This window comes from Pseudomonas sp. GM49 (assembly GCF_000282355.1).
GTDB lineage: Bacteria > Pseudomonadota > Gammaproteobacteria > Pseudomonadales > Pseudomonadaceae > Aquipseudomonas.
Genome location: NZ_AKJL01000102.1, coordinates 1 through 12,371, shown reverse-complemented (window position 1 = coordinate 12,371; position 12,371 = coordinate 1). Strand labels below are relative to the sequence as shown.

The following is a 12,371-nucleotide window of genomic DNA, read 5'->3' as shown; positions in this document are numbered from 1 at the left end:
GCCCGCATGAGCGACTCCCTTGATCTCAGCCTGGACGGTGTAGAACGCCGGTCACTGGCTGACTTCACCGAAAATGCCTACCTCAACTACTCCATGTACGTGATCATGGACCGTGCCTTGCCGCATATCGGCGACGGCCTGAAACCGGTACAGCGGCGCATTATCTACGCCATGAGCGAGTTGGGGCTGGACGCCGATTCCAAGCACAAGAAATCGGCGCGTACCGTCGGTGACGTGCTCGGTAAGTTCCACCCCCACGGCGACTCGGCCTGCTACGAAGCCATGGTCCTGATGGCCCAGCCGTTCAGCTATCGCTACACGCTGGTCGACGGCCAGGGCAACTGGGGTGCGCCGGACGATCCCAAGTCCTTCGCCGCCATGCGTTACACCGAAGCGCGGCTGTCGCGTTATTCCGAGGTGCTGCTCAGCGAGCTGGGCCAGGGCACGGCAGACTGGGGCCCGAACTTCGACGGCACGCTGGACGAGCCGCTGGTATTGCCGGCACGTTTGCCGAACATCCTGCTCAACGGCACCACCGGTATCGCCGTGGGCATGGCCACTGACGTTCCGCCGCACAACCTGCGTGAAGTCGCCACGGCGTGCGTGCGTTTGCTCGATGAGCCCAAGGCCACGGTCGAACAGCTCTGCGAACACATCCAGGGCCCGGACTACCCGACCGAAGCGGAAATCATCACCCCGCGCGCCGACCTGCTGAAAATCTACGAAACCGGTCGCGGCTCGGTGCGCATGCGCGCCGTGTACCACATCGAAGACGGCGACATCATCGTCACCGCGCTGCCGCATCAGGTCTCCGGTGCCAAGGTGCTGGAACAGATCGCCGCGATGATGCAGGCCAAACCGTCCAAGGCCCCGCAAATCGCTGACCTGCGCGATGAGTCCGACCACGAGAACCCATGCCGGATCGTGATCATTCCGGGTGCCCGGAAGAATTTTGACCACGATGCGCTGATGCAGCACCTGTTCGCCAGCACCGAGCTGGAGTCGAGCTACCGGGTCAACGTCAACATCATTGGCCTGGATGGCAAGCCGCAGCTGAAAAACCTGCGCGCGTTGCTGGTCGAATGGCTGGAGTTCCGGGTGCAGACCGTGCGTCGTCGCCTGCAATTCCGCCTCGACAAGGTCGAGCGTCGCCTGCACCTGTTGGACGGTTTGCTGATTGCCTACCTCAACCTGGATGAAGTGATCCACATCATCCGTACCGAGGAACAGCCACGGGCCAAACTGATCGAACGCTTCGCCCTGAGCGAGATCCAGGCTGACTACATCCTCGACACCCGTCTGCGTCAGTTGGCGCGACTGGAAGAGATGAAGCTGCGTGCCGAGCAGGATGAACTGCTCAAGGAACAAGCCAAGCTGCAAGCCCTGCTGAGCAGCGAAGCCAAGTTGAAAAAACTGGTGCGCAGCGAACTGATCAAGGACGCTGAAACCTACGGTGATGACCGCCGGTCGCCTATTGTCGAGCGTGCCGAAGCCAAGGCCCTGACCGAGCACGATCTGCTGCCGAACGAGAAAGTGACGGTCGTGCTGTCGGAAAAAGGCTGGATTCGTTCCGCCAAAGGCCACGAGATCGATGCCACCGGGCTTTCCTACAAGGCCGGGGACGGTTTCAAGGCGCTGGCCGCCGGGCGTTCCAACCAGTTTGCTGTGTTTATCGACTCCACCGGCCGCAGTTATTCGGTGGCTGCCCACACCTTGCCGTCGGCCCGTGGCCAGGGCGAACCGCTGACCGGCCGCCTGACGCCGCCGCCAGGGGCAAGTTTCGAATGCGTGCTAATGCCCGAAGACGATGCGCTGTACGTGATCGCCTCCGATGCCGGTTACGGTTTCGTGGTCAAGGGTGAAGACCTGCAGGCCAAGAACAAGGCGGGCAAGGCCCTGTTGAGCCTGCCGAACAACGCCAAGGTCATGCTGCCGCGCCCTGTGGCCGATCGTGAACAGAACTGGCTGGCGTCGGTGACGACCGAAGGTCGCCTGCTGATCTTCAAGATCAGCGACCTGCCACAATTAGGAAAAGGCAAAGGCAACAAGATCATCGGGATTCCCGGTGAGCGAGTGGCCAGTCGCGAAGAGTATGTGACGGACATCGCCGTATTGCCGGACGGTGCAACACTGGTGTTGCAGGCCGGGAAACGTACCTTGTCCCTGAAAGCGGACGACCTCGAGCACTACAAGGGTGAACGTGGCCGTCGTGGCAACAAGTTGCCGCGTGGCTTCCAGCGGGTAGATGCTCTGCTCGTCGAAAACCTCAATTAGGCGACATAGAAGCGCCGAACTACGATTTAACCCGTAGTTCGGCGCTTTGCGCTGGAGTCGGAACGAATATTCACGGATGATATGGCCTTTCAAGCGCCGGCACTGCCGCGCGTTCTTCATATTTGTTGAGTATTTTCACTGTGATCAGCCTTTTAGCGATCACCTGGATGGGACGATGACTGCTCTGCGCCTTCCTTTTATTCTTATGCTCGCCGGCATTCTTGGCCTGGCGGGCTGCAGCGTTCACCAACCGGTGTCGTTGTATCAGCTGGACGCTGGAAGTCCGGCTCAGCCTGCACAGAACGCGGGCATGGCGGTATTGTTGGGGCCGGTCACCGTGGCCGACTACCTGCAACGCGAAACCCTGTTGCAGCGTCAGCCGGATGGCAGCCTGCAAGCCTCGACGGACGGTCGTTGGGCCGGCAGCCTTTCGTCGGATATCGACCAACTGCTGCTGCGTCAGGTCGCAGGTCATCTGGACAGCCAGCGCGTAGTGCTGGCCCCGGCTACAGTGGGTTTCACCCCGGATGTTCAGGTGCTGCTGACCATCACACGCCTGGATTCGGGTGAAAAACAACCGGCGATCCTCGACGCGCAATGGCGCCTGATCGATCGTCGCGGGCAGGTCCGTGAGAACCGCATCATCCATTTGCAGGAACAGCATGCAGGTAGTACGGCGGCTCAGGTCCAGGCGCAGGGCGTGTTACTGCAACGCCTGGCCGAGCAACTGTCGGTGGCGCTCAAGCCGCTGGCCAATCAGCCGCCGATCGCCGAAGTCCCGCGCAAACCGGCGGCCAAGCCGGCAGCGCCTGCGGTAGAGCAGGAAAAGCAGCCGAAGATCCCGATGGCCGCGCCTGTTCGTACGGATATGGAAGTGTTCCGCTTCTAAGCCTGGACTGAATCCATACAAAGCCTGCATTGATGCGGGCTTTGTTGTTTTTACAGGTTGGAGATATCTAGCGCCTGTGCCGGCTTCATCGCGAGCAAGCTCGCTCCCACAGTGTCCGTGTCGTACACAAATCAAGTGAACGCCCCTGAACCTGTGGGAGCGAGCTTGCTCGCGATGAGGCCAGAACAGGCAACAAAAAAGCCCGCAGACGATCACTCATCTGCGGGCTTCTTCACATCGGGGCCTAAGGCTTAAGCGCGACGCTCATGCATCCGCGCCAGTTGCCGCTCCAGCATCGATGGATACGGCTCCATCAAGCGTTCCACGCAGCACGCACCTTCAGGACTGGCAATCGGGCGGATCCGTGCCCGCTGGCGGATCAAGGCGTCATCACTGATCTTGCGCTCCACCAGCAGCAGGTTGCGGCTGTGTTGCGACAGGGCCAGGGCGTCCTGGGCGGAGTCGGTCAGCAGCAGGTCGATCTGGCTCAGACCGAACAGTTCGTCGCCGAGGGTCAGGCCCAGCTGCAATTGCAGGGTGATGCCGCTGTCCGCGACTTCGATCTGCAACTGGTGGCCCAGGGCCCGCAGCAACTCGCCACAGCAAATGGCATTGGTCAGGTAGTCGTCGCCGCTGTCTTCGGTGTGGAACAGCATCAGCGTGCTGCCGTCGTTCAAGGTCTCCACTTCGCCTTGATACAGCGAAGCGGCCTGATCGAGGCAGTCGCGATAACGTTCGAGCAGTTCCTCCAGACGCGCCCGCGGCAGGCGGCGCAGTTGCTCCTGGGAGCCCAGTTGCACCGCCAGTACCGCGCTGTGTTGCGGCACGCTCGGCGTGGCCTTGCGAATCACCGGTTGTGGGGTGCTGCCCAGCGACTCGTCGCGCAGGTCGGCGAACGGGTCTTCGTCATCATCGTCTTCGGCGGTGCTGACGATCTGCCTTGGAGCTGGCTTGAGCGCCGCTACCGGGCGGCTCTCGTCGAAACTCGGGTCGCGCAGGTTACGGACTTCGAAGGCCGGGTCGGCCTCATCATCGACGTCGTCGAATTCCGGTTCCGGTTCCGGCACAGGGGCGGGCTCCGGGGCGAAGTTGGCGTGCAGCTGACGCGCAAGGTCGCCGATTTCGTCCTGGCGGTCGGTGGCCGGAGTGTATTCATCGATATTGCGCAGCCACACCCGCAATTGCAGCAGTGGCGTGGAGAGATAACGCCCCATGCGCAGACTCAGGGCCAGAGACAGGGCCAGCAGGATGGCGCTCAGAATGCCCATGCTTTGCAGGCTGATGGTCATCGGCTGCTGGAACTGGTCCATGTCCAGGCTGATGCGCAATTGCCCGGCCGTCACGTCCTGGAAGGTGATCTTGCTCTGGTACATGCCCTCGGCTTCGCCCAGCAGGCCATGCTTGGGACGCTGACCAGACTCGGCGAGGATGCGGTTGTCCGGGCTGTAGATGGCGGCGTGGGCCACCAGCTTGTTCTTGGTCAGGTTATTGAGCAGCACGTTGAGGCTGAGGATGTCATTGGACACCAACAGCTCGGTGGCCGACGTGGCCGTCTGCGTGGTCAGGCTTTCGCCCAGCGCATCCGCCTGCTCGTGCATGGCCTGCTTGAACTGCAAGCCCATCACGCCGGCATAGATGACCAGGGCCAGGGCGACCAGGATCACGTTATGGCTGGCGATGCGCAATGCAATCGGTACACGGCGGTGGCGCAGTGCACGGAAGATCAGCAGGAAGAAGTTATCGGTTTTTACTGGCGTGGGCCGGTTCACTTGAGCTCGGCTCTTTTGTCCGTGAAGTTGACGCGCAGTATAGCGACAGGCCCTAGACCGTCAAAGCGCTCACGGTGCCCGATGGTCACTGAAAGTGGGTAGAATGCGGTTTTTTTCCACCTGCGGGGGTGCGCCTTGCGCGAAATCGTCCTGATAAACATCACGGGAGTCGACCGTCCGGGTCTGACTGCGGCCATTACCGGCGTTCTGGCCCAGGGTGGTGTGAACATTCTCGACATCGGTCAGGCGGTGATCCACGACACCTTGTCGTTCGGCATCCTGGTTGAAATTCCCGACACCGAGCAAGGCAAGTCCGTGCTCAAGGACATCCTGTTCAAGGGCTATGAGCTCGGTCAACAGGTGCGTTTCACGCCGGTGTCCGAACAGGACTACCAGCAGTGGGTCGGCAACCAGGGCAAAAAACGCCACATTGTCACCCTGTTGACCCGCAAGGTGACAGCCGGGCAGTTGCAGGCCGTGAGTTCGATCACCGCTAAATATGGACTGAACATCGACCACATCGATCGTCTGTCCGGGCGTATGCCGCTCGACACGCCGGCCGACAAGGGCAAGGGCTGCATCGAGTTCTCCGTGCGCGGCGAGGCGGCTGATCCGCAAGCACTGCGTGCCGAATTCCTCAGCGTCGCCCAGGAACTGAACGTCGATATCGCGTTCCAGGAAGATTCGCTGTTCCGTCGCAACCGTCGCCTGGCGGTGTTCGACATGGACTCGACCCTGATCGAAGCCGAAGTGATCGATGAGCTGGCCAAGGCTGCTGGCGTCGGCGACAAAGTATCGGAGATCACCGAGCGGGCGATGGCTGGCGAACTGGACTTCCGCGCCAGCTTCAAAGAGCGCTTGGCCTTGCTCAAGGGGCTGGACGTTGGCGTGCTGGACTCTATCGGCGCCTCATTGCGCCTGACCGAAGGCGCAGAAACCCTGTTCGCCGAACTCAAGCGCCTGGGCTACAAGACCGCGATTCTGTCGGGCGGCTTCACCTACTTCGCCAAGCAATTGCAGGCCAAGCTGGGTATCGACTACGTGTTTGCCAACGAGCTGGAAGTGGTCGACGGCAAAGTCACCGGCGTGGCGGTCGAGCCGATTGTCGATGCACAGCGCAAGGCCGATTTGCTGAAGGAACTGGCACACAAGGAAGGCTTGCGCCTGGAGCAGACCATTGCGGTTGGCGACGGTGCCAACGATTTGCCGATGCTGGCGATTGCCGGGTTGGGCGTGGCATTCCGCGCCAAGCCGCTGGTCAAGCAGTCGGCCAAGCAGGCGATTTCCACCTTGGGCCTGGATGGCGTGCTGTATCTGCTGGGGTTGCGCGATCGCGACGGACAGCTGTAACTCCGCAAAACAACTGTAGGAGCGAGCCTGCTCGCGATGAACCTGAGAACGACGCGGGTTTTCAGAAAGCCCGCGTCATCGTTGGCGACCATCGCGAGCAGGCTCGCTCCTACAGTGAATGGCGGTGTCTATCAGGCTTTTGGTGAGCCCATACCCTGACCCATCTGCACCGCTGTACCAGCAGTCATTTCCTCAGCCCACTTCACTTGATCCGGCCCGAACAGTACTACAGCGGTCGAACCCAGCTTGAAACGACCCAGTTCCGCACCTTTTTCCAGGTGGATCGGTGCGCGGGAGGCTTCGTCGTAACGGAAGGTTTTCAGCTCGCGTTTCGGCGGCGTGACCAGGCCCGCCCAGACGGTTTCAATCGATGCAACGATCATCGCACCCACCAACACCACGGCCATCGGGCCGCGCTCGGTGTCGAAAATGCACGCTACGCGCTCATTACGGGCGAACAGTTCCGGAACGTTTTCAGCGGTTGTCTGGTTGACCGAGAACAGGCGGCCAGGGATGTAGACCATCTCGCGCAGGGTGCCGGCCAGCGGCATGTGCACGCGGTGGTAGTCCTTCGGCGACAGGTAGATGGTCGCGAAGTCACCGCCCATGAACGGCGCAGCATTCGCCGCATCACCGCCCAGCAGCTCCAGCACGCTGAAGCTGTGGCCCTTGGCCTGGAACACGCGACCGTGTTCGATCGGGCCGAGCTGGCTGATCGCGCCGTCGGCCGGGCTGAGGATTGCGCCCGGGGTCTCGTCCAGCGGGCGGGCACCGTCTTTCAGTGCACGGGTGAAGAACGCGTTGAAGTGCTCGTAGGCGGTCAGGTCTTCGACCAGCGCCTGGGACATGTCCACCTGATAACGCTTGGCGAACCAGGCGGTAAAGGCATTCTTGAACCAGCGCACGCGGCATTCGGCGATGCAGCCGGCCAGTCGCGAGAGCAAGTTGTGGGGCAGCAGGTACTGGCCGAGGAGAAACAGACGCTTGTTCATTAACTGTCCTTAAAAATCTTAAATCTCTACGGGCGTGTCGGGGTGGTTACCCCATTCGCCCCAGGAGCCGGCGTAGCCTTTGACCCGCGGATAACCGAGAGCCTTGGCCACCAGATAGGTGAAGCCAGAACGGTGGTGGGTCTGGCAGTGGGTAATCACTTCTTTGTCTTTGCTGATCCCGAGTTGTTCGAGGATCTGCTGCATATCGGTGCGGATGCGCAACTGGCGTGACGGATCCATGCCGGCGGTCCATTCGAAATTGACTGCGCCGGGAATGTGCCCGCCCTTGGCTGCCAGGACTTTCTCACCTGAATACTCCAGCGGCCCGCGTGCGTCCCAGATTGCCAGGTCGGCGGCGCCGAGACGGCTTTGCAGGTATTCGCGGGTGGCGGTGGGTTCGTCGTGCAAGGTCAACGAAACCGGGCCACCCACGTTTGGCGGGATCTGGATCGACATGGGCAAACCTTCTGCCAGCCAGGCCGGCAGGCCGCCGTCGACATAGTGGTACTTGCTGTGGCCGATGACATCCAGCAGCCAGATGAAGCGCCCGGCCCAACCGCCGCCTTCGTCGTCATACACCACATAGACCGCATCGGGATTGTGTCCCAGCTCACCAAACAGCACTTCGAGTGCTGCCTTCGGAGGCATCAGTCCCGGAGCGGGGGGCTGGCCGAGTTGCGTGCGTTTCGGATCGACAAAGCGCGCGCCGGGAATGTGCCCTTCGGAGTAGCGGGCGGCACTGGTCAAGTCCACCAGAATCAGTTCGCGGGCGTCGAGACGAGGGAGCAAGTCGCTCGGCTCGATCACCAGCGGCAAGCCAGAGAAGTCAGACATGTGAGGTCTCCAGAGCACAAAAGGGAGGATTGTAACGCAGCTTATTGGCCTCGGTGGCTAAAGCTGTGCAGGGCTTTTTCGATGCATTGCGCGGTTTTGCCGAAGGCCTGTACGGAAATTTCCGAAAACGGCCCACCGCCCTGATCCGCCACGACGATCATGATCACCCGGCCATTGTTGACCAGTGAGCGCAGCAGCAGATGTTCGCCGCTGAACTGCGAACGCAGGCTGTTGGGCAAAAGGGCCGAGAATTGCGCGTTGTTGGCTGGCGTCAGGCGCACCTGGGCCTGTTGTGCGAGCAGGCGTTGCAACACGTTGCTCTGGCTGACCACGAAGTTCAGCCCGGCCGCTTCCTTCGGCAGGCCGGCCGTCTGGTGTACGCGCAGGTTGGCGTGGGTGCGGTCGGCCATCAGAATCATCACCCGACGCATACCGCAGGCCGCGAGGGCGTTCCGGGCGGCGATGGTCAAGTGCATGGCGTTGGTGAAACGACTCGGCTCGACCAGCAATTCGGCACATTGCTTGCGCCACGTCGCCAGCTCTTCGGCACTCGGTGCCGCCGCCGGCAGCAAACCGGCGTGGATACGGTTCATACCCCACGGCCAGATCAGCGATTCGGCGGGGTGCCAGAGGTCGGGCATGGCGTGTTGGCGTGCGCTGTTGGCGGCTTGCTGGTGCAGTTGCTGTTGCACCTCGTCCATCGGCATTTGCAGGTAAAGGCTGGTCAGGTACTGCCAGCGCTCACTGTGCGGGCTGTCCCAGGCCTGTTGCGCCGAAAGTGCCAGCCCATTGGCCAGCAACACTGTATTGGCCGGTTGATTGAGCCAGCGGCGCAGGGTCGGATCGTCATCGAGGCGGTTCTGCTGGCGCAGTGGATGCTCGCTGTCACGGGCGATGCGCAGGACTTTCACCAGTTCCCGCTGTTCGGTGAGCAACAGCCGATAACCCTGCTGCACCCAGATCGGCAAGCGCCAGATCTCCACCAGTGCCTGGCCGATGTCCAGCAGGCGTACGCCAAACAGTTGCTGTTCGACTTTGCGTGCCGACTCACCTTTATGGATGACCCGCAGCTCCCAGTCTTCGAGCAGTTCTGGATGGGTCAGCGCCAACGGCCACAGGGGCGAAAGAAACAGCAGGCTGCCCCAGTGGATGTCCTGCCACAGGCGTGCCAGGCGACTGGCAAAAAAGCCGTTGGCCTGTTGCGTGGCGTGCTGGCTGATCATCTGTAACTGACGCAGGGCTTTGGGAATCCCGGATTGGGGTTTGACGGGCAGGCGCGCGAGCAGCTCTTCCGTGCGCTTCAACCCGAGGCGATTGATCGCGATCTCAAGGTTTTCCGCCGGCGCGGTCATGCCGCCATGGGGGTGCCGGTTGGCTTCGCGAATCACGCTCAGGGCCAGGGCCGGGCTGCCTTGCATGAGGTCGGCGATGTCGCGCAGCGAGCTGCGATTGTCGCGGATGGCCTTGCAGACCCGGTCGTGGCTGGCTTGCGGAACAGGCAGGCGCATGCTGTCGAGCAGCTTGACCCAGCCTTCGAGCGTCGTCGGTTTTGGCGTTGGAACGTTCGTTTCGTTAACCATGGTTGGAGGCGATCATCGTCAACATTACCTATGCCCGGATGGGGTCAAATTGGCTTTTCGCCTGAACGGCCTATAGTCTGGCGCAGTTTTGCCGATAAGTAGAAGAAGAGATTTTTTAACTTCCGAATATGACCTTGAACCCGACTCAGTAAGTGCTCTCCTACCTATGGCTAAAATTATCGGCATCATCGTCGTATTCGCGAGCGTGCTCGGCGGATACGTGCTCTCCCACGGCAAAATCGGCGCACTCATCCAGCCTTTCGAGGTGATGATTATCGGGGGGGCGGCCCTTGGCGCATTCCTGCAGGCCAACCCCGGCCACATGACGATGCGCGTGCTCAAGAAGGCCTTGGGCATGTTCGGTTCGCGCTTCAACCACGGCTTCTATCTGGAAGTGCTGGGGCTGATCTACGAAATCCTCAACAAGAGCCGGCGCGAAGGCATGATGGCGATCGAAGGTGACATCGAAGATGCTGCCGCAAGCCCGATTTTCGCCAAATACCCGACGGTGTTGAAAGATGAGCGCATGACCGCGTACATCTGCGATTACCTGCGCATCATGTCTTCCGGCAACATGGCTCCCCATGAGCTTGAAGGCTTGTTCGACATGGAGCTGACCAGCCTCAAGGAAGACCTGGACCACCCCTCCCACGCAGTCAACGGCATCGCCGACGCCATGCCCGGTTTCGGTATCGTCGCGGCGGTATTGGGTATCGTGGTGACCATGGCTTCCCTGGGTGAAAGCGACCAGAAAATGATCGGTCTGCACGTCGGTGCAGCGTTGGTAGGTACCTTCTTCGGTATTCTCGCCGCCTACGGTTTCTTCGGTCCGTTGGCCCACGCCCTGGGTCACGATGCCAAGGAAGAACTGAACGTCTACGAAGCCATCAAGGCCTCTTTGGTTGCTTCGGCTTCCGGCATGCCGCCATCGCTGGCGGTGGAGTTCGGCCGCAAGGTTCTGTATCCGGCGCACCGTCCCAGCTTCGCTGAGCTGGAACAAGCGGTTCGCGGTCGCTAAGTTATGGAAAATAACCAGCCAATAATCATCAAGCGCGTCAAGAAATACGCGGGCGGGCATCACGGGGGGTCCTGGAAAATCGCCTTCGCGGACTTCGCGACAGCGATGATGGCGTTCTTCCTGGTGTTATGGCTGTTGTCCACGGCAACGCCGGAACAGAAGATCGCCATCGCCGGTTACTTCAAGGACCCGATCGGCTTCACCGAAAGCGGTACGCCGTACATCATCGATCTTGGCGGCACACCGACCCTGGCGCCGGAAAACACCCTCAACCCCGAGGTGAAGTCCCAGCCGCAGCCGGACAAGGTCACCATCGATACCGACCAGGTCGAAGGCATGGCCGAGCAGGTCGAAAAAGAACGCCTCGAACTGTTGCTGCAAGAACTGCAGAACAAGGTCGAGGAGAACCCGCAGCTGCAGAAGTTCAAGGACCAGATCCTGTTCGAAATCACCCCGGACGGCCTGCGCATTCAGATCGTGGATGCCGAGAACCGGCCGATGTTCGACTCGGGTTCGGCCCGTCTGAAACCGTATTTCGAAGACATCCTGCTGGCCATGGCCGACACCATCAAAGCGGTGCCAAACAAGATCAGCATCAGCGGCCACACCGATGCCAAACCGTACACCGGCACCGGTGATTTCGGTAACTGGGAGCTTTCAGCCAACCGTGCCAACGCCGCACGTCGTGCGCTGGTGGCGGGCAGCTACCCGGAGGCGCAGGTGGCGCGCGTGGTCGGTTATGCCTCGTCGGCCCTGTTCGATCGCGAGCATCCGTTCAACCCGGTCAACCGTCGCATCGACATCGTGGTGCTGACCAGGAAAGCCCAACGTTCGATCGAAGGATCGCAAGGCGCGGAACCGGCACCTGAGACACCGCAAGGTTCGGCAGCTCCGGGAGCCGCGCCGGTCGACCCGAATGCGTTGCCGGCGGACAAGGAACCGCTGCCGGCTCACGAACTGCGCGAGCGTCTGAACCTGTTCGACGACCCGGCACCGAAACCGGGTGAGCCAGCCAAACCGGCTGAACCGCCCAAGCAGTGACTGACAAAAAAGCCGACAGCGATGTCGGCTTTTTTGTCGGCGCTTTCTGTATTAAAAACCGCGGATGATTCGGGACTTGAGGTCGGCGTGAAAGCGATCCGCATTGGATTTGTTAACGCTGCGCACTGACTCGCTACCGGTCACCGAATCCAGTGCCATCGAACGCTTGAGTATCGCTTCGTTTCGATAGGCATCGATAAAGAACTCGATGTCCCGGTCGCTGGTCAGCTTCGGCCACTTGTCGAGGTACAGCGGCAGCTCTGTCGGGCCGGTCCTATACGAGCAGATGCGCCGGTTGGTGATGGTCGCCTCGCCGATTTCGAATGGCACCCACCAGGACAGCGCGGTTTTCTCCGACACCACCGCCAGCAGGTGCGTGCATTCGCTGATGTTGCGGGTAATCACCCCGGTGATGTCGTCGGTGGTCTGGGATTCGGCATCCAGTACATCGAGGTAGGTCTTGATGCTGGCCTGGATCAGGCGCGTGTTGATTTTGACCGCATGGGCGCGATCCATGTGGCGGTAGCTGATAAACACCGGCATCAGAAATGTCCCTTGATTGCGAGTTCGCGGTAATAGGCGCCGAGGGCGGTGAGGCGGCAGCCGGTGGAGTGGATGGGGGGG

Annotated in this window: 10 protein-coding genes; 5 read left to right on the top strand and 5 right to left on the bottom strand. The window is 61.0% G+C overall.

Features of this window, described 5'->3' with window-relative positions; genetic code table 11:
• Positions 1 to 6: 6 nt before the first annotated feature.
• Both parC and PMI29_RS19120 read left to right on the top strand, forming a co-directional pair.
• The gene (gene parC, locus PMI29_RS19115; protein WP_007996545.1) at positions 7 to 2,274 is read left to right on the top strand and encodes a DNA topoisomerase IV subunit A; all 2,268 of its coding nucleotides are present in this window, start codon (positions 7 to 9) and stop codon (positions 2,272 to 2,274) included.
• A gap of 175 nt (positions 2,275 to 2,449) precedes the next feature.
• Positions 2,450 to 3,163: a PqiC family protein gene (locus tag PMI29_RS19120; protein WP_007996542.1), complete on the top strand. Its 714-nt coding sequence runs from the start codon at positions 2,450 to 2,452 to the stop codon at positions 3,161 to 3,163.
• A 251-nt stretch (positions 3,164 to 3,414) separates the two neighbouring features.
• Here PMI29_RS19120 and PMI29_RS19125 read toward each other — a convergent pair whose 3' ends face one another.
• On the bottom strand, positions 3,415 to 4,932 hold the full coding sequence (locus PMI29_RS19125) for an AhpA/YtjB family protein (protein WP_007996541.1): 1,518 nt from the start codon (positions 4,930 to 4,932) through the stop codon (positions 3,415 to 3,417).
• Positions 4,933 to 5,067: 135 nt separating this feature from the next.
• Here PMI29_RS19125 and serB point away from each other — a divergent pair, with 135 nt between their 5' ends.
• The gene (gene serB / locus PMI29_RS19130; RefSeq protein ID WP_007996540.1) at positions 5,068 to 6,282 is read left to right on the top strand and encodes a phosphoserine phosphatase SerB; all 1,215 of its coding nucleotides are present in this window, start codon (positions 5,068 to 5,070) and stop codon (positions 6,280 to 6,282) included.
• A gap of 131 nt (positions 6,283 to 6,413) precedes the next feature.
• On the opposite strand, the gene asd is transcribed toward serB, so the two are convergent.
• The 3 genes from asd to PMI29_RS19145 are packed head-to-tail and all read right to left on the bottom strand — an operon-like array spanning position 6,414 to position 9,688.
• Complete coding sequence (gene asd, locus PMI29_RS19135; RefSeq protein WP_007996539.1) at positions 6,414 to 7,274, bottom strand: archaetidylserine decarboxylase; 861 nt, start codon at positions 7,272 to 7,274, stop codon at positions 6,414 to 6,416.
• An 18-nt stretch (positions 7,275 to 7,292) separates the two neighbouring features.
• A complete protein-coding gene (rhdA, locus tag PMI29_RS19140) occupies positions 7,293 to 8,108 on the bottom strand; it encodes a thiosulfate sulfurtransferase (protein WP_007996538.1) in 816 nt (271 codons plus the stop codon).
• Between the two features lie 41 nt (positions 8,109 to 8,149).
• Positions 8,150 to 9,688, bottom strand: a complete 1,539-nt coding sequence (locus PMI29_RS19145; protein ID WP_007996537.1) for an HDOD domain-containing protein — start codon at positions 9,686 to 9,688, stop codon at positions 8,150 to 8,152.
• A gap of 166 nt (positions 9,689 to 9,854) precedes the next feature.
• Between PMI29_RS19145 and motA the strand changes: the two genes are divergently transcribed.
• Positions 9,855 to 10,706 carry a flagellar motor stator protein MotA gene (gene motA, locus PMI29_RS19150; RefSeq protein ID WP_007983959.1) on the top strand — a complete coding sequence of 284 codons (852 nt, stop codon included), beginning with the start codon at positions 9,855 to 9,857 and terminating at the stop codon, positions 10,704 to 10,706.
• A gap of 3 nt (positions 10,707 to 10,709) precedes the next feature.
• Positions 10,710 to 11,747 (top strand): flagellar motor protein MotB, encoded by a 1,038-nt coding sequence (gene motB / locus PMI29_RS19155; protein WP_007996536.1) that lies wholly within the window; start codon positions 10,710 to 10,712, stop codon positions 11,745 to 11,747.
• A 51-nt stretch (positions 11,748 to 11,798) separates the two neighbouring features.
• Here the strand turns inward: motB and PMI29_RS19160 are convergent, their stop codons facing one another.
• Positions 11,799 to 12,290 carry a toll/interleukin-1 receptor domain-containing protein gene (locus tag PMI29_RS19160; RefSeq protein WP_007996535.1) on the bottom strand — a complete coding sequence of 164 codons (492 nt, stop codon included), beginning with the start codon at positions 12,288 to 12,290 and terminating at the stop codon, positions 11,799 to 11,801.
• Between the last annotated feature and the right edge of the window lie 81 nt (positions 12,291 to 12,371).